Annotated in this window: 13 protein-coding genes and 1 tRNA gene; 12 read left to right on the plus strand and 2 right to left on the minus strand. The window is 55.3% G+C overall.

The window, feature by feature from the left end; all coding sequences use genetic code 11:
* The first annotated feature begins 427 nt into the window (after positions 1-427).
* From VMA09_06285 to treZ, 4 genes are all read left to right on the plus strand, one after another.
* Positions 428-1585, plus strand: a complete 1158-nt coding sequence (locus VMA09_06285; protein ID HUA33194.1) for a site-specific integrase — start codon at positions 428-430, stop codon at positions 1583-1585.
* Between the two features lie 29 nt (positions 1586-1614).
* A tRNA-Arg gene (locus VMA09_06290) sits at positions 1615-1691 on the plus strand.
* Between the two features lie 156 nt (positions 1692-1847).
* The gene (treY, locus tag VMA09_06295; protein HUA33195.1) at positions 1848-4511 is read left to right on the plus strand and encodes a malto-oligosyltrehalose synthase; all 2664 of its coding nucleotides are present in this window, start codon (positions 1848-1850) and stop codon (positions 4509-4511) included.
* Positions 4508-6256 carry a malto-oligosyltrehalose trehalohydrolase gene (gene treZ, locus VMA09_06300; GenBank protein HUA33196.1) on the plus strand — a complete coding sequence of 583 codons (1749 nt, stop codon included), beginning with the start codon at positions 4508-4510 and terminating at the stop codon, positions 6254-6256. Before treY ends, treZ begins: the two co-directional genes overlap by 4 nt.
* Here treZ and VMA09_06305 read toward each other — a convergent pair.
* Together VMA09_06305 and VMA09_06310 are read right to left on the minus strand one after the other, a co-directional pair.
* On the minus strand, positions 6253-7074 hold the full coding sequence (locus VMA09_06305) for a hypothetical protein (protein ID HUA33197.1): 822 nt from the start codon (positions 7072-7074) through the stop codon (positions 6253-6255). The genes treZ and VMA09_06305 overlap by 4 nt on opposite strands.
* A 6-nt stretch (positions 7075-7080) precedes the next feature.
* A complete protein-coding gene (locus VMA09_06310; protein ID HUA33198.1) occupies positions 7081-8595 on the minus strand; it encodes an O-antigen ligase family protein in 1515 nt (504 codons plus the stop codon).
* Positions 8596-9090: 495 nt separating this feature from the next.
* Between VMA09_06310 and VMA09_06315 the strand changes: the two genes are divergently transcribed.
* From VMA09_06315 to VMA09_06350, 8 genes are all read left to right on the plus strand, one after another.
* Positions 9091-9774, plus strand: a complete 684-nt coding sequence (locus VMA09_06315) for a polysaccharide biosynthesis/export family protein (protein ID HUA33199.1) — start codon at positions 9091-9093, stop codon at positions 9772-9774.
* A 27-nt stretch (positions 9775-9801) separates the two neighbouring features.
* Positions 9802-11319 (plus strand): hypothetical protein, encoded by a 1518-nt coding sequence (locus tag VMA09_06320; protein ID HUA33200.1) that lies wholly within the window; start codon positions 9802-9804, stop codon positions 11317-11319.
* Between the two features lie 19 nt (positions 11320-11338).
* Positions 11339-12292: an AAA family ATPase gene (locus tag VMA09_06325; GenBank protein HUA33201.1), complete on the plus strand. Its 954-nt coding sequence runs from the start codon at positions 11339-11341 to the stop codon at positions 12290-12292.
* An 895-nt stretch (positions 12293-13187) separates the two neighbouring features.
* Positions 13188-14273 carry a Gfo/Idh/MocA family oxidoreductase gene (locus VMA09_06330; protein HUA33202.1) on the plus strand — a complete coding sequence of 362 codons (1086 nt, stop codon included), beginning with the start codon at positions 13188-13190 and terminating at the stop codon, positions 14271-14273.
* A gap of 2 nt (positions 14274-14275) precedes the next feature.
* Entirely contained in the window at positions 14276-14773 is a 498-nt protein-coding gene (locus VMA09_06335) for an acyltransferase (protein ID HUA33203.1), read from the plus strand.
* Positions 14774-14793: 20 nt separating this feature from the next.
* A complete protein-coding gene (locus tag VMA09_06340; GenBank protein HUA33204.1) occupies positions 14794-15987 on the plus strand; it encodes a DegT/DnrJ/EryC1/StrS family aminotransferase in 1194 nt (397 codons plus the stop codon).
* 10 nt (positions 15988-15997) lie between these two features.
* Positions 15998-17434 carry a sugar transferase gene (locus tag VMA09_06345; GenBank protein HUA33205.1) on the plus strand — a complete coding sequence of 479 codons (1437 nt, stop codon included), beginning with the start codon at positions 15998-16000 and terminating at the stop codon, positions 17432-17434.
* Positions 17431-18936 (plus strand): oligosaccharide flippase family protein, encoded by a 1506-nt coding sequence (locus VMA09_06350; GenBank protein ID HUA33206.1) that lies wholly within the window; start codon positions 17431-17433, stop codon positions 18934-18936. Before VMA09_06345 ends, VMA09_06350 begins: the two co-directional genes overlap by 4 nt.
* The last annotated feature ends 24 nt before the right edge of the window (positions 18937-18960 follow it).

Raw genomic sequence — 18960 nt, forward strand, 5'->3', positions numbered from 1 at the left:
GACACTTGGTACGAAGGCTCGTTGCTCTGCTCGATCAAGCAGACCCGTCGCGCTTTCGTCGATGCGCATTTGTCCGGTGCGGGCGAGTATTTTATGCACGACGGGTGGATCAGTTATGTTGCCGAAAGAAGTGTAACGATAATCGACATCAGCGCGAATGGTACAAGCGTCACGGGAAGTCCGCGGTGTATCTGCGTTTACGTAGGACGCCGCGGTTGGAGGGTCGTTAAGAGCAGGAAGACAAAGATGGTCATGTCGGGAAAGCAATCGACTATCGATGAGATTAGCCTCGGGGAAGGTTGGCGAAAACTAGTATTTCGGAAGAGCGCCTTGCTGGCTGAGTGTGTTCTTTAGACGCTAGGATACCGAGACGGAGTGATGCGAGTGAACAAGAATTACGAAAGAACGGGTGAGACTAGGAGAATTTATGAGTGTTTTTCGAAGAGGGCGCATCTACTGGTACAAATTTAAGTACCGCGGAATTATCATTAGAGAATCGGCTCACTCTCCGAGCAAAAACCTAGCGCGAGAATTGGAACGTGCGCGGCACCGCGAGATCGAGAGAACCGGAGTTGTAAAGAAGGAACCATTGCCGCCGTTCCCGATTGCCGCAAAGGCATGGCTCGATAAGCGTGTCGGGCTCGCGCCTGGGACGGTGGAGCGCTACGCGCATCACGTCAAGACATTATCAGCCGAGTTCCGCAACAAGCTGGTGAGCGATTTGCATGTCACTGATGTCGAGGCGCTCCGCCAGAAACGCCGGAAAGACGGATTGAAGCCCCGAAGCATCAACTATGAGGTTGGGACGCTGGCCCAGATTCTCAAGAGCTTCGGTTGCTGGGCGTCTATCGGGGAACGCATACGCGGGCTCCGCGAGTCGCGTGACATTGGCAAGGCAGTCTCACTGAAGGACGAACGCGTGCTTCTCGCCGCCATCGGTCAGAACGATAGCCCCGCGTTGTTGCCCCTATTCACGCTGACGATCGATACCGGATTGAGAGCTGCCGAAGCCCGCTCGCTTCGCTGGCGCGATCTTGAACTGAGTCCACAGGATGGCTCCATCACGTCGGGCCGCCTGATTGTTCCCAAGAGCAAGACCGTCGCGGGCAAGGGTCGGACGATTCCACTAACCAAGAGAGTGTGCGCTATCCTGAGTCTCTGGCGAGCTCGTTTTGCCGACGCCACGGCGGACAGTTTCGTTTTCCCGAAGCATAGGGTAGCTTGCCGGGTCGGGGGACTTGAGCACCATGTTTACGGCGTCGATTTGAACGCTTCTATCGGTTCTTGGCGACGCAGTTGGCGGTCAGTGAACACCAAGGCTCAGACGAACTATCGATGGCACGATCTGCGACATACATTCGTCTCACGGTTGGCCGAGAATCCTAACGTGTCGGAGCAAACGATCATGTCGCTCGCGGGGCACGTCTCAAAGCAGATGCTCGCCCGATACTCTCACATCCGCCAGGCCGCGAAAGCAGATGCGATCGCCGCGCTTGAAAGCCATACGGAAGCTCTCTCGCAGCCCGAAATTACCCCAGAGGGGGCACAATTGTGGGCACAGTCCGCAGCGGAGCACTTGAACTAACGACAAAAATCGTAGCAGATTCAAGGCAAGCCCCCTTAGCTCAGATGGATAGAGCACAGGATTCCTAATCCTGGGGCCGTGGGTTCGAATCCCGCAGGGGGCACCAGTTTTTCCCGCCTTTTCTTAGGAAGCGTGAAGAATTTACGCGGCGCATGGACGGCGAAAGCCTCGTTTGCGACGGGATTTTTCACTGGCCTCGTCGTTGCTGAGATGCGGAGTTCGCATGAGAGACTCCAAATCCACCGGTCGTTCCGTATCCGCCATGACCGAAACGCCAGCAGCGACTTATCGCGTGCAATTGAATGCTCAATTCGGGTTCGATTCAGCGGCCGAGCTTGCCCCTTATCTGCAAGAACTGGGAGTCGATCATCTGTATAGCTCGCCCTATCTGCAGGCCGCGAGCGGCAGCTCTCATGGATACGACGTTGTCGATCACTCGCGCGTCAACCAGGAACTCGGTGGTCAAGTGGCGTACGATCGACTCTGCCGCGAGTTGGCCAACCATCACCTGCGACAGTTGATCGATATCGTTCCCAATCATATGGCGATTACCGGGCGCGAAAATCCCTGGTGGTGGGATGTTCTTCAGAATGGCCCGTCGAGTCCCTATGCATCGTATTTCGACGTCGATTGGGAGCCGCCGGAGCGACGTCTGCACAACATGGTTTTGATGCCAGTGCTCGAGGACCAGTACGGCGTACTCCTGCGCGACGGAAAAATAAAACTCGCGCGCGAAGGTGCCGAGTTCATCGTGGCGGTCGGCGACCGTGCCTTCCCCGTCGTTGCGGGCTCGTTACGACTGATGCTGGCGGTGGCCGCTCAGATTCACCAGAACGACATGCTCACTTATCTTGCCGACGCATTTGGGCGTTCGCCCTCGCCGGCATCCGCCGACCGCATCGAGATCGCACGCTTCTCGCGGGAACGGCGCCTATTGGGGTCGCTCCTCGCCAGGCTAATCGATGAGGACCCCGCCTCGGCCAACGCAATCGATCGCGCAATCGATCAGATCAACGAGGATCGGACGCTGCTCCATCAGCTCCTCGAGGCGCAGAATTATCGGCTTGCGCATTGGCGGATGGCGGCGCGCGATCTGGGCTATCGAAGATTCTTCGATATCACTACCCTCGTTGGGCTGCGAATGGAGAATGTCGAAGTTTTCGAGAAAACTCATTCGCTAATATTGCAATGGGTTGGCGAAGGACGAGTCTCTGGCCTGCGGGTCGACCATCCCGACGGTCTTCGCGATCCGCAAGGATATTTTCAGCGGCTGCGCGCAGCGTGCCCGAACGCCTGGATCGTGGCTGAGAAGATCCTCTCGGACGGTGAGCGCCTGCGTGAGTCGTGGCCGATCGACGGAACTACCGGATATGATTTCCTGAACGTGGTCGGGCGATTGTTAATGGATTCTTCCGGGCGAGAGCCTCTCACGGAATTTTATCGCGAATTCACCGGTGAGAAGCACGACTATAGTTCACTGGTACGCGCGCGCAAACAATTTGCTATGCGGGGTTCGCTCGGTAGTGATATCAATCGTTTAACCGCGCAGTTCCTAGATGTTTGCGAAAGCGATGTAATGCATCGTGACTATTCACGTCACGAAGTGCATGAAGTGCTTCGAGCCGCGCTCGCCTGCCTGAATATATATCGGACATATGCGCGCGAGACGGGTGAGATATCCGCCGAGGACGTGCGTCACATCGACGCGGCAATCGCCGAAGCAAAGGCCTACCGCGGTGATCTCGACCCGCGCTTGTTTGACTTCCTCGGCGATGTGCTGAAGCTTCGCGTTGAAAAACGCACGGCGGTGGAACTTGCAACGCGTTTTCAGCAAGTCTCCGCCGCGGTAATGGCCAAGGGTCTCGAGGATACCGTCTTTTACAACTACAATCGTATGATCGCGCTCAACGAGGTTGGCGGCGATCCCGCCACTTTCAGCGCGCCACCGCGATCGTTCTATCGCTGGTGTCGCGAGACTCAGAAGAAGTGGCCACGCACGATGCTGGCGACCTCGACCCACGACACCAAACGCAGCGAGGATGTTCGCGCGCGTTTGTTCGTGCTCTCGGAAATACCTGTCATGTGGGCTGACGTCGTCAGGCGCTGGTCGACTATGAATCGCGAGCGTCGCGAGAGTGGAACTGATCTGCTCGATCGAAACTTCGAGTATCACCTTTATCAGGCGCTCGTTGGTGCATGGCCGATCCAGAAAGAGCGGCTTTGGCAGTACGCCGAAAAAGCGATGCGCGAAGGCAAGGTTTATACATCGTGGACAGATCCGAATCGCGACTATGAACAGTCCGTCCGCCATTTCATCGACGGACTTTATGATAATTCGCAGTTTATCCGTTCTCTCGATGATTTTGTCTCAGGCATCATCGAACCGGGGCGGGTCAATTCCCTTGTCCAGACGCTGATCAAATTAACCGCGCCCGGTGTTCCTGACTTCTATCAGGGCTGCGAGCTCTGGGATCTGTCGCTCGTTGATCCGGACAATCGCCGCGCCGTTGATTTCGCGCGCCGTCGCTTACTGCTCCGCCAACTGCTCAATGCCTCAGCAGAACAGGTGATGGAACGTGCTGCGGACGGTTCGCCCAAGCTCTGGCTAATCCATAAAGCGTTGAAGCTTAGACAGTCTCATCCTGAATGGTTTGGAAAAGAAGCTGATATCACTCCGCTCCGTGTGGCTGGACGAAAGTCGGATCATGTCATCGCATATTCACGCGGAGATTCAGTTCTCGCCATCGCGCCGAGACTTACCGTTAAGCTCGGTGGAGATTGGCGCGATACTACCGTCGAACTGCCTGCGGGCGAATGGTTCGACAGTCTCGGCGGTGGAAGGATTGAAGGGGGGACGGTCCGCATCGAAGGTCTCCTGCGTCGTTTCCCAGTGGCGTTGTTGTCGCGAGAGGGCGGCGCAAGGTGAAACAACGCCGCGTGTGGGCGCCCTTCGCCCGTACAGTCGAAGTATCAGCCGGAAATCATCGCTTCACGATGAAGGCGGACGACGACGGCTGGTGGGAGACCGAGCTTGATGACAATGCAGCAGAATCTGACTATGCCTTCAGAATCGATGGCAGCGAACCGTTGCCGGATCCGCGCTCGCCTTGGCAGCCGTCAGGCGTTTTCGCTCCTTCGCGGCCCATCGATCATGCAAAGTTTCACTGGAGTGACGATTGCTGGAATCAGCCGCCGCTGGGCATCATTTACGAATGCCACGTCGGTACATTCACCGCCGAGGGCACGTTCGACGCCACCGCCAACAAGCTTGAGTATCTCAGAGATCTGGGCATTACTCATCTCGAGTTGATGCCGGTGGCTGAGTTTCCGGGCAAGCACGGCTGGGGTTATGACGGGGTCGATCTCTACGCACCGCATCATGCCTATGGCGGACCGGATGGCTTGAAGCGCCTGGTCGACCGATGCCATCGTATCGGACTCGGGGTAATTCTCGACGTCGTATATAACCATCTGGGGCCGAGTGGTAATTTCCTTCAACGATTCGGTCCGTACTTGACCGATCGCTATCGCACGCCCTGGGGCAACGCTATCAATCTCGATGGTGAATACAGTCACGAGGTCAGACGGTTTCTTTGCGACAATGCGTTGATGTGGTTGCGCGATTATCACATCGATGGTCTAAGGCTCGATGCTGTCCATGCCATTTTCGATTCGTCAGCCATACACTTTCTCAAGCAGCTGGCCAGCGAAGTTCGAGTGCTATCGGCCCAATTGCGCAGGCATTTCGTGCTGACCGCGGAGAGTGAACTTAACAATCCTCGTCTGGTAATTCCTCCCGAGGCGGGGGGGTATGGACTCGATGCTCAGTGGAGTGACGACTTTCATCACGCTATTCACGGTTGCTTAACCGGGGAAACGTCCGGCTATTACGCGGACTTCGGTTCACTTAGCCAGCTCGCGAAGGCATTACACAACCCTTACGTCTACGATGGGACATTCTCAAAGTTCAGAAAGCGGCATCACGGCAGACCCGCCCGGGACCTGCCGGCAAACCGCTTCGTGGTATGCACTCAGAATCACGATCAGGTGGGCAATCGCGCGAAAGGCGATCGCCTGGTCCATTTAGTGTCGGTCGCCCAGCTAAAGATCGCGGCGGCGCTCCTGATGTGCTCGCCATTTGTACCATTGATATTTCAAGGAGAAGAATGGGCTGCCTCGAGCCCGTTTCTGTACTTCGAAAACCACGAAGACTCCGACCTGGTCGCTGCGATTCGCGAAGGCCGGCGCAAAGAGTTCGCTCATTTCTTCAAAAGCGTCAACGATGTCCCCGATCCCCATGCGCCCCAGACATTCATCGCTTCGAAGCTCAAATGGAATGAGCGCCAATCCAGCGGTCATGCTGATATATATGGATGGTACCGTGACTTAATCGCACTAAGGCGCACGAATCCAGATTTGTCAGATCCACGCTTAGACAACACGGATGTTAACTTCGATGATGAAAGGCAGTGGCTGACGATGCGTCGTGGTTCGACAATGCTCCTTTGTAACTTCAGCGACTCGCGACGCCGGGTGTTTGCGGCCGGTATCAAGCACGCACAACTTCTTCTCGCTTCGAACAAGGCAATCGACATCGGCGCAGCGGCTGCTGAAGTGCCCCCGATTGCGGTTGCGGTTGTTTCCCTCGATCGAAGACGCGCCCCGATCTAGTCAGGAGGAAGATGCTCCCAGTCCTTGCCCACGAGGTGAGACCGAACGTCGGCAATATATTTGAGAGCGCCAGGGTCGTACCAACTTCCGGAGAACCAATCCCCCATGCATCCCCAAAGCATCTGGTCGGTATTGCCATTCGGATATGTTGGATAACCAGGTGGCGGCAACCGTCGAGGTAAGTAGTTGATATCGCCGTTCATGCACGCCCGCTGATAAGCGAGTCGAAAGTCTACGTTAAATGCTGTGCTGTCTTTGCTTAACGGAAAGCCTCCGAAACTGCTATACTTCATCTGCATAATTCCGTAGCTCTGCATGCAGGAAGTTCCGTTCCACGCACCATTGAAGCCCACACCGGGCGGGCACAGAGCTGAATTAGAGGACTGGTCTCCAGTGCCGTATTGTCGCCAATGTGTTTCGGACACCGCTTCGGCTCGAACGACATTTTCGTCTATGCCCCACTTACATGCGCCCCAACGGAGTATTTGGTCTGTGGTTCCAGTGAAATTACCGTCGACCCTTAGGAAGTCGCTCGGTGGAACAAACGTTCCCTTGACTGGATAGGAATGAAACTTCGCTAACTCTTGGGGTGTCGGGATTGTGTGATTCGCTGTTTCATTCCGAGGCCGGACCTCAACTGATACGTGCTGCACGCTGAGAACCTCGGCAGCGCACTCATTACCGCTCGGTAATTGGGCATGCGGAGGCATGGTCGCAAAGTATCCGGCGCTGCCTTCTTGGGCACCGGCGAGCGATCCGCTCAGTACAGTGCTGACGATGAGCATGAGCAGTAATTGCCTTGTAGTGATTGCGGCCATCAACATTCACTCGGATGGGACAAAAACGGCGACAGCTCGGGGCATCGTCGCACGATGGCGCGCGGCTGCCGCTCGCTCATTTGATGCGATAACCAATCGGTAACGTTCTCCTAATACCCATAAGAGTCCAAAAAAGAAGCCGACAATGCCTATCGCATCATCAGCCATGACTTCGCTCATGTTATGAACCAGGATGGGAACGAGCAGGAAGAAGAAGAGACGCTTTATCTGCCATCGGTCCTCGCTCCGACTAAACGTAAAGACCCACGGAGCTAACATAATGTAAAGCCAGAAGAGCGTGACCGGAATACCGACGCCAATCGCATGCGAGAGGTATCCGTTGTGCACCGACACATGCGGACCCTGATCCCACGGCCCCCACCATAAAGGAAAGTAAGGATTATCGAAAATGGCTCCGCCGACCTCGTATCCGAAACCCAAGATTGGATGGCTGGCTATTTGTTTCACCACGAAAGCCCACATCTCAGTGCGACCGGTCAGCGTGGTGATGTCACCACGACTCGTATACGCGCTGAAATCGTGACCTGTCGCAACCAGTAGCGCACAAGTCGCTGTGACGAGGGCGCCCATCGCGAGAAGGCCGCGTAGCCCATGGCGCCAGACGACGAACAGCGCAGTTCCGATCGCTAGTGCCACAAACGGCGATCGCGAATCCGCCAGCACACCGCACAGAGCGGCGCAAGCGATGACGACCGCGATAAGAGCCTTCTCCGAGGATTTCACACGGTCCCAGCGCGTTAGGCCCACTCCGATGGTCACAAGCATTAAGGCGCCCACATCATTGGGGCCGCTGAAGATCGATTGGAAGCGTTCAATGCCGTCAACGGACACGCCCATGCTGTGCATTTGTTTGATAACGCTGGGCTCAAGACTGGCTTCGGGGCTGACCCAGGAAAGCGAGTGGGGTAGAACCAGCGACACCATCATGAGCGCGGTTATAATGGTGCAGCCCAAAAAGAGGTGAGCGAGGATGCGATCGATATCGTCCTTTCCGTTAACTTCTGAGGCTACGGCGATTAGCGCCAATATCACCACTGCCGATTCATATAAACGCGCCAAAGAATACGCGGGTGCGATTGAATAACAGACAGAAAATGCGGCGAAACCAATATAGTAAATATAAAGGCGATAACCTCCGCGCCGAATCAGTCCCGATCTAAAAGCCGCAGGCAGTAAGGGTACACAAAAGATTGTGAGCAGACCGTAATGAATGGGAGCGCGCACTGCGTCGTCGAAGAAGGACACGGAGATGATCGCAAATGTCATCCATATCGGCAGGACAACCCACTCGCGATGTTCGGTTGTAAACACCACTGCCTTCCACAGCGCGACGAGCACCGCGACTCCCAACAGTCCTGCGGCTGGCAGATATAGTCTACAAAACAAGAGCGGAAAGACGACCGCGATCAGCAAGAATGCCGCAGCCGTTGCGAATACGGCGGTCCTCTGCGGTTGCTTGCGCCGGAGGTCTATAAAAATGGCTTGATCAGATTTGTTCATAGTTGGAACAAGATGAAGTTGAAAGCACGAGTCCGTTCACAACCAGCAATTAGGGTGCCGCGCACTTTAGCGTGCATTCAGTGCATCCAATCGCAGATCAGAACTGAAAGCCGCTGAATCCTTGGCGTCGGCGACAATCGAGAGAAAAATTTTCAAACTGAATGGCTGTGGAAAGAGCCACGCTACACCCGCAAGTCGAGATCAGATGCGGACTGGTGTCATCGCCACGATCGGTAAAAATCGCCACGCCGCTTTGTAGTTCCTTCCCACTCCTCGATTTTTGTCTCGCGAAAGTCTTTTGAAATCGAGATTCCCGCAATGGCATGGAGGTTGCGCTAGTCGAGCGTGCAACAACGGCTAAGTACTCGTGTGTTCGGAAACTTCTCGCGGGAGCCATTCATGCAAAGCTGGTGCGGCCTCGTTTCTATGAAGACTTTCACGCGAACACTTTGTGTATCGGCAACGATATCTCTTCTTTTCGGTTGCTCTTCGAGCGTGAAAAATGAGCGTGAAGAGTCTTCCGCCGCAGCGACGGCGCCCATGACGCCCGAACAATGTGAAGCGAACGGGCAAATAGTGCAGGCAGCCGCGCAAGACGATCGTTACGTGATTCAGCGCGGTGATTCCCTCAGTGTCACCTCATATTTGAATAGCGAATTCAATCAGGACGTCATTGTTCGTCCCGATGGGCAAATCGCAATGACGCTGGTCGGTAATGTTGCGGCAGCAGGCCGGACTCCGCAGCAACTCGCCGACGATCTCGACAAAGACTACTCGCATGAACTTCGTAACCCTGACATCTCGGTGCTCGTCAAGAATATGCCGAGTCGCGAGGTTTACGTGGAAGGTCAAGTTTCAAAGCCCGGCAGTTTCCCGCTTGATCCGGGAATGACTGTGCTGCAAGCGGTGGCGGCCGCTGGCGGATTGACTGATCAGGCCGGCAAGAAGGCGGTGCTGATCCGTCGTGATGCATGCGGAGTTGCGCAAGGCATGCCGATCAACCTGGACAAAGCGATCAAAACTCCAGGCGAAGGTGAGGATACGGTACTGGCGACCCGCGATATCGTCGTCGTGCCACGCAGCGGGATCGCGAACTTCGATCTCTGGGTGAATCAGTACATTCGGCAGGTGCTGCCGGTCAATCCCTATATCGCAGCGACCGCACCCATGGCCTTCTAGCTCTCAAACCTAAGAGACACGGCAATGATGAACAGACCTATCGAATATTGGCTGGAACTCGTGTATCGCCGTCGCGTTCGGGTGGCGACCGTTGCGGGAATCGTTTTCGGCATCGTCATGCTTGCGACGATTTTCTGGCCGCCGACCTATCAATCAAACGCGTCTATCCTGGTGCAGGATAACCGTGCGCAGTTCCTGGTCTCGCCGGATCTTGAGCAGGGCGAGTCTGCGGACCGTCCTGCGGTGGTGTCCAATCCAGTAACTGAAGAGGACCTTAATTCCGAAAAGGAGCTGCTCACGAGTGAGTATCTCGTAAGGCAAGCTATCGCTGGTCTAAAGGAACCCGCCAAGTATGACGGACCTGGCGCCACGGCTCTTAGCCTGGCGAGCGGGATGCTGTCGATACCGGGCAAAAGCTATCGTGCTCTTCACGATGCGCCATCGATGACCGCGAACGACCGCTGGGTCTTCGACCTGATACAACATCTTGACGCCGACCTCGTGAAGCGATCGAACGTGCTCGAAGTCAGCTTCAAAGCTCACGATCCGGCGTGGTCGCAACAATTCCTGACACTGCTTATCGCGAAGTACGAAGAAGTTCACGCTCGAATCTCACACGACCCGGAAGCGGAGAAGTTTTTCGAGCAGCAGGCGAAGTTGCTTCAGGACAAGCTTGCCGCATCAGAAGAGCAGCTCCGGACCTTCCAGCTGAAAACGGGAATCAGTGACATCGATCAGCAACGCCAGGCGCTCATCGGGCGTCTCTCCGACCTTCAACTGGAATACAGCAAGAACGATGCGGCACTGGCCTCGGCGCAGGAACAAACGTCGGCCATTTCCGATCTACTCAAGAACACTCCCCAGCGAATCAACAAGGAAGTGAAGTCCGTGCAAGACTTGGCGCTCGCACAGTTGAAACCCCAAGTAATGCAACTAAGAACCGAACGGGCGGAACTGCTGAGCCGATATCAGCCCAATAGCCAGAGGATTCAAGAAATCAACGCCAAGCTCGACGCGGCGCAGAAAATTCTCGATCAGGAAAACCATCTGGAAGTCAGCGAGAGCAGCACCGATCTCAACCCCATCTGGGTGACCGAAGCGTCGGACCTTTCGCAAAGCAAATCCAACACGGCGGCCCTGGCAGCGACTCAGAAGCAATACGGTCAAGAGATCGAAAACAGCAAGAAACGGCTCGACTACCTGGTAGAGAACGAAACTGAGGACAACCGACTGGAACGCCAGGTAGCCGCGGACAAAGAAGCCTATATGTCTTATGTAAAGAAGACCGAGGAGGCTCGAGCGGCCGGCGCTCTGAACAGCAGCAAGATTCTGAACGTGAGTATCGCGCAGCCGCCGAACCGGCCCGTGCGCCCCGTGTTTCCCATCCTGTGGCTCAATCTAATCGCGGGCGCCGTTGTCGCGCTGGCATTAGGAGTAGGCGCAGCTGAGTTCGACGAGCGATACGACCCGCATATTTATTCGCCTGCGACTGTTGAAAAGGAAAGTGGCTTGCCTGTGATCGCATTGTTGGCCGATCAGCGTTAGGTCGGAGTGAAACACGAAAATGTACTATAGACATTTCGGCCTTACCAGGCCTCCTTTTGAGTTCGGTATCAGGCCGGGCAGAATTTACGAAGGCCGCGAACAGCGCGAAGCGACCGCGGCGATTTCGTGGGGACTGCTCCACGAACCGAGCGGTTACACGCTGCTGGTAGGAGTGCCGGGCACCGGAAAAACCACCTTAATCAATGCCGTTCTCGCGGAGCATCATCAGCTCAGAGCTGCTTACCTGAGCTATCCCAAAGCGGAACCGCTCGAGATATTTCGCAACGCCCTAACGCAGCTCGGCAGCAGGGCAAGTCAGCTTTCAAAGTACGATTGTGTTGAAGCCTTCCGCAACTGCCTGAAGTCTCTGCGCGGCGATGAGCGATTGGCCCTAATCTTCGATGAAGCACAGGCGCTGAGCCCATTGTTATTCGAGGAACTCAGGCTACTAGTAAATTGCGCGTCGTTAGGCGAACGACGGATGCAGATCGTATTCGTTGGACAGCCTTCAATCCTAAAACGCCTCGAAGCGCCGATGCTCCGTCAACTGAATGAACGAATCGGCGCGCGCGTACTTCTCCGTCCGATGCCAAACAGTGACGCGCACGAGTACATCGAGCACAGACTTCGCGCCTGCAACGGAGCGGTGAGCAAAGTCTTTGCGCGCAAGGCCCTCGATATGATCGTGCAGAACAGTCGAGGAATCCCGCGCAAGCTGAATCTACTTTGCCACAACGCAATGCTGAGCGCATACGCTGACGGCATGAAGCAGGTCAATGCATCCACAGTGAGCAAGGTGATTAGTGAATTTCAAAATTTGCTGGGTGCGGCGAGCGATTCTCCGGCGGAGATACGGCCGCCTGTATGGCGTCGATTCCTGAAGTTCGGCGCTGCCGCGATGTTGTTCTCGTCAATAGGAATCGAGAAAGGGCTTCTGCAAGAGGCGTCCCGGACGATATCCCGTCACGTGTAGGTTCGTACAGAGATGGCATCGATCTTGAACCAACATAACCAGCCGTTTTCACTACCTATTGCAAGGCTGTCCAACGGTTCGCAACTGAGTAAGGAGCACTGAGGATCGTGGGAAGATACGCGGATACAATGGCGCGGCTTGCCAAAGAGTCCGACCAAAACGTCATCCCGCTATACGGACGGGATTCGCACGCTCGAGCAAGGGAGGAAGAAGTTGTAGCCGAAAGTGCGGCTTTGATCCCACTACCGACGCTACCCGAAGTACCGGATTCAATGGCCAAGCTGGAAGCGCTTCGAGCAATCAGCGAGCGACTGGCGCCGATCGCGGTGGTTGATAGAAGTCTGAGATTGGCCGTGGCTGGTTGCAGGCGTGGTGACGGTGTCTCGTGTGTTGCCGCAGCCTTGGCGTTGGACCTGAGTCAAAGACTGTCGCTCAAAACCGTTTTGGTCGATGCCCACATACGTCATCCGTCGCTGCACCGAGTGTTTTGTGTACGACGCGAGCGCCCCGCAGCGGAGCTCATTCTGGAGGGTACTCTGCAGATCCGGGGTGCAGGGTGGCCGCGACTCGATCTCGCAACTTGCTATGTCGGTGATGACGAACGTCAAACGACCGCTGTAGTGGCAGACTTCGAGTCCCTCTTTCCGGAGTACCAGGCGGTCGTAATCGATATGGGCGTTCCGAGATTGGATGCTCGGATGCTGCCTTTGGTTCGCTCGTCCGACCCGGTTCTGCTCGTTGTCAGGTATGGGATAACCGAGCGCAAGGAGCTTTCAACCACAAGTGTCGCTCTGCGGGCGGCGAACCGATCGCTGGCCGGAGTGATCGTAAACGGAACGGCCGAGAGTGCTCAAAGATCGTTTAGAGGATCTTTTCTGTCATGAATCAAAATTCAATGGGTCTGTACTCCAGTACATTTCCACTTCGGCAAGCTAAGATCGCGCCGCGTCAGACTCTGCGAGGGATTGCAGTGGTCGGTCTAGGATACTGGGGCCCGAACTGGATCCGTAACCTTTCGCAGTTACACCGGGCCGATAGGATCGTCGCATGTGATCTCGATGACGGTCGGCGAGAGCGTATCGCCGGTATGTTTCCCAACGTGGAAACCTGTGCGCGACTCGACGACTTACTCACTGATCCTGAGATCGAAGCTGCGGTTCTGGCTACGCCGGTGAGCACTCACTATCCCATCGCGCGAAAACTCCTGGATGCCGGCAAATCCGTGCTCATTGAAAAGCCATTGGCCACTACTCGCGAAGAAGGCGAAAAGTTGGCGACGATCGCGCAGAAGAACGGCCTTGTGCTGATGGTCGGACACACATTCGAATACAGCTCACCAGTGTTAAAGCTGGCGGATCTTATCTCTGGCGGAGAACTGGGCGAGATCTTCTACATCACCTCAGTACGAGCAAACCTCGGGCTCTTTCAACGCGATGTAAACGTGGTGTGGGATCTTGCGACTCACGATATCTCAATCATCCTGATGCTTCTCGGCCGAACGCCCGAAGCCGTCAGTTGTCAGGCTCGGAGCCACTATCGCCAGGGCGTCGAAGACGTCGCCATGTTGGAGCTCCACTTCAGCAGTAACCTAATCGCTTTTGTTCACGTCAGCTGGCTGGATCCGGTGAAAGTTCGTCGAATGACGATAGTCGGTTCTCGCAAGATGCTCGTCTACGATGACACCGACTCCCATGAGAAGGTCCGCGTCTATGACAAAGGTGTTTCCGTGGAGCGATATTACGATTCTTACTCCGAATTCAATCTCTCATATCGCTACGGAGACGTACACAGTCCTCGGATAGAGGAGGTGGAGCCGCTCAAGGTTGAATGCGAACACTTCGTTGATTGCGTGCTCAACGAAGCCCAACCCAGAACCGATGGTGTGGTCGGCATTAGAGTCGTTAATGTACTGGAAGCCGCCGAGCGCTCGCTGAAGTCAGGTGGCGCGCTAGTCAAAGTCGAAAGGCCCTTCGCAAACTAATTATGCGGGAAACCAAGCAATCTTATACTTGCATATCCGACGATGTCGTTCTTGAGGAAGGCGTGCGGTTGGCTCCCTTCGTGAACCTGTACGGGTGCCAAATAGGGAAAGGAACTCGCATCGGAGCATTCGTGGAAATACAGCGCGATGCGATCGTAGGGAAGCGGTGCAAAATATCGAGCCACACCTTCATCTGCTCAGGTGTGACTATTGAAGACGAGGTGTTTGTTGGGCACGGAGTGGTATTCATTAACGATCGTCGTCCACGCGCCGCAACCGAGAATGGTATGCCGAAGGGCGAAGCCGATTGGCTCATGGAGCGAACGATCGTGCGTAAAGGAGCGTCACTGGGCAGCGGTGCCGTCGTCCTGTGCGGAGTCGAGATCGGCGCGGGTGCGATGATCGGAGCGGGAGCAATAGTGACTAAAGATGTGCCGGCACTGGCAGTAGTAAGTGGTGAGCCCGCACGGATGCGTTACATCCTGGACCAAAAGCACTGAAACTAGAAAGGTATCGTAAGATGATCAAATTCCTTGATTTGGCAGCTCAGAACGCGGAAATAATGCCTGAAGTTCAAGAGCGATTTGCAAAAATACACGAGTCCGCTTCGTATATTGACGGCCCGCCCGTTTCCGAGTTCGAAAAGGAGTTCGCCGCATTTTTGGGAGCTCGTCATGCGGTAGGCGTCGGCAGTGGTACCGACGCTCTTCGCCTTGCGCTGATGGCGATAGGGGTAGGCGCAGGCGACGAAGTGATCACAGTGCCTTCGAGTTTTATTGCGACCGCTGCTGCGATTATCCAAACTGGCGCGACTGTGACGTTTGTCGATATCGATCCGGAAACTGGATCGATGGACCCGCTCGCCCTGTCAGACTATCTGGCAGCGCGGAAGTTCAAATCCCCTAATGGTCCGCGGGCAATCGTGCCTGTTCATCTGTATGGGCTACCCGCCGGACTGTCGGAAGTTTGCGAAATCGGCCGCTTTCACGAGATTCCCGTCGTAGAGGATTCATGCCAGGCACACGGTTCCAGGATCAGGATGTCCACCGGTTGGAGGATGGCCGGGACGATCGGCGAAGCCGGCTGTTTCAGTTTTTATCCCGGCAAGAATCTCGGCGCATGGGGCGAAGCGGGAGCCGTAGTTACGAATGATCAAAGGGTGGCGGAGCGAGTTCTGCGGTTGCGAAATCACGGAAGAATGTCTCATTTCGCTCATCAGGAGTGCGGGTACAACGCGCGCCTCGATACTATGCAGGCCGCAGTGTTAAGCGCGAAGCTTAAGCGTCTCGATACCTGGAATGCTCGCCGCCGGGAACTGGCAGTCCTGTACAATAGCCATCTAAGCGGATCGGGAGTTGAGATTCCCTCAGAGACGAACGGCTTGGAATCGAACTATCACCTCTACGTAATTAGATCGACGCAGCGAGACGCGATAAGGCAAGCGCTGCTTGCCGAAGGAATTGACTGCGGCATTCACTATCCGGTGCCACTGCCTCTACAGCCGGCACTCCGTTCTCTGAACTACGCGGTCGGTGATTTTCCGCGAAGCGAGCGATGGGCCGATTCGATTCTTTCGCTGCCGATGCATCCGCATATGACTGTCGAGCAAGTCGCCCAGGTCTCCAGCGTGGTGAAGGCTTGTATACGGCCAGAAGTAAAGTCGTCCGCCGACGCGAATAAAAACGCGGAGCGCGTCGAGTCAGCGACAGAGTAGTACGATAGCGATGTTATCCGGAGAGCTGCGCAAACAGAAGTTGCTATTTGCATTCGGTGACGCAATTGCGCTGCTCACCGTGTTTGCGATGGCTTTGCGTCTTCATGATCCTTCACACTCTATCGCAAAGAGATTCTCAGAGGCGGGTACCGCCATAGAATTCCTGGGTGTGAGCGCAGTACTGGCGTTGTGGCTGGTAACCCTTCAGTGGAACGACCTCTACCGTTTCAGAAATGGCGGGCCTCGAGAGTTCGTCGCGATTTTACTGGCTTGTTCAGAAGCCGCACTGCTAACATTGCTTGCGTTTTTCCTGTTCCATACCGGAATTGCGCGTATAACGGTCGCGTTGGCATGGGCGGGAAGCGCCTTCGCCGTTGCTGGTATGCGATCGCTCATGCGTGCGGCGATCGAAAAACTCTACGCGAACCCGAAGATAGCCGTCCCCTTGCTGCTCGTGGGATTTAACCCGGTTAGCACCTACCTTTGCGATCAGGTCCTCAATGAGTTGGGACCATATGAACCGGTGGCATTTTTGGACGGTTCCACAGCCGAGCAAGAGTACAGAGGACTACCCGTCGATCGAATACCACAGACGTTTGAGCGCTTGGCATTGCGGTATCCTGGAGCGGAAGTGGCCATCGCACTGCCGGACAGCCCACGCGAAGAAATTGAGGAAATCGCGCGGCTCTGCGAGGATGCACGGCTTGATTGGTGGCTCGTTCCATGGCTGCTCCCGAGTCTCGCGCGTGGCGTGAAGGTCGAACAGATCGGAATTGTTCCACTAATCGGCCGGCGAGGAGCCCGAATTGAAGGGTTGAACTATGCAATCAAGCGTCTCTTCGATGCAACACTAGCGTCATTTCTGACTATTCTGACCGCGCCAGTGATGCTGATTGCTGGAATAGCCATTGTTCTTGATGATGGGTTTCCGGTGTTGTTTCGGCAGAAACGCATTGGCGTTCGTGGCGAACCGTTCGAGATGCTCAAGCTACGGACAATGCAAAGAAACTGCGATGATAGCACCCATCGTGAGTTTGTTTCGTCGTGGATTCGAAACTCGCAGCGGATAACGGCTGCGCCTTCAGCAGGAAACGTAAAATATAAATTGACCAATGATCCTCGGATCACCCGAATTGGCCGAATCCTGCGACGATTTAGCATCGATGAGCTCCCTCAGTTGCTGAATGTCATCCAGGGGCAGATGAGCTTGATCGGGCCCCGGCCTGGAACGCCTTACGAACTCGAGAACTATGAGAAATGGCATCGACGACGGCTTGATGCACCGCCAGGAATTACCGGTCTTTGGCAGGTAAGTGGCCGTAATGACTTGTCGTTCGACGAGATGGTACGGCTCGATGTCCAGTACCTCGAAGACTGGTCGCTGGTTGGAGATTTGAAGATTCTTGCTCGCACTCTGCCCGCCCTGATTCGGGGATCCGGCGTATGAAGGCTGACGAGAAGTCTCTGCAGCCCGATCTGCACCACCGTTCGCAGGAAGGCTCGGTCTGGGCCAGTTTCGCACGTAGTGTGCGAAACAATGCAATGGCGGAGATTGGTGTTCAGGCTATCCGCATCTCTGCCATGATTATTCTGGCCCGCCAGCTTGCGCCGTCTGATTTTGGTGCGTTTAGGGTGCTCCTGATTGTAGGCTTGATCGGGATCTTAGTATACGAAGCTGGAATCCCCGACGCGCTCATCAGATTAAAGGACCTTCGGCGTGAGCACGAGGTCACCGCATGGTCCGTTAGCATCGTCCTCGCGATAGCAAGTGCCGGTCTTCTTTGGTTTGGCGCTCCCTTTGTGGCGACCTGGATGAGGATGCCGACGCTGAGAATTGGCATCAGGCTTCTATGTATTCCAATACTGCTCGAAGGGACCGTCGCAATTTCAAACGCTCGATTGCAGAGAACGTTTCGTTATGGGGTCCTTGCTCTTGCAGATCTGTTAGGCGAAGTTGCCTTTCTCGGTGTTGGCGTTGCCGTAGCTTTGGGGAGTCTCAAGGAATGGAGCCTTCCCGCAGCGTTGGCTTGCCGGCTGTTGATACATGCCATCACTGTGTGGATTGCTGAGCCTCGGCCTCCGATCGGATGGCCAACCGCTTCGGCATTTCGAGAGCTCGCATCGTTCGCGTCCGCCGTTTCAGGAGGCCAGCTAGTCTATTTACTCTCCAGCAACGCCGATTTCCTGCTTGTCGGCAGACTACTCGGAAGCGCCGCACTTGGATTTTACGTGATCGCGTGGGATCTGTTGCGATTTATTCCGGATCGCTTGAATCAAGTTGCGGGCAGGGTAACCTATCCGGCCTTCTGCAGGTTCCAGGACGACAATAACGAGTTGGCGCGAGCATACCTGGGATTCTTCGAGCATATCGCTCGTATCGTTCTACCAATCTTGATCGTTGTCGTCGTGGCAGCTCCAGAGCTGGTTTTCACGGTATACGGCCGGCAATGGTTGCCTGCTGCTGGGCCGCTGCGTCTCCTGGCCGGAGGGTTGACACTAGCAGGTCTTCGAGTCGGTATCGGATCCTTGTTCTACACCAAAGGATACCCTTCCATCGACATCTACCTGCACACCCTTCGACTCGTTCTGATCATAGTCGTCGTCACGTTGTGTGCTCCCTTTGGACTTGTGGCAGTCAGCGCCGGAATGAGCGGAGTCGAAGGAGTTATCAGCATAGTTGGAATATGGACGGCCTCTTACCTGATCGAACTTAATCCCTTGCGACTCTTGGCGGCTGCAGGTCCTGGCGTCCGACTGGCGATGATCTGCGGTATTTGTGCGGTGTTGTCGAAGACCGTCGCCGTTGGAGCTAAGCTCGAACGCCCGGAAGTTCTAATCGTGGTCGCGGCAATATGTGCACTGGCGTATTGCTCGCTCGAAGCGCAGACGCTGACGAGAATGTTCACTGCCGCTTTTAAGGGAAGATCCCTGGAGGCATTAGACTTGTAGGCTTGATCGAGTCTCTGGATATCG

The sequence above is a fragment of the Candidatus Binataceae bacterium genome (assembly GCA_035508495.1).
Classification (GTDB): domain Bacteria; phylum Desulfobacterota; class Binatia; order Binatales; family Binataceae; genus JASHPB01.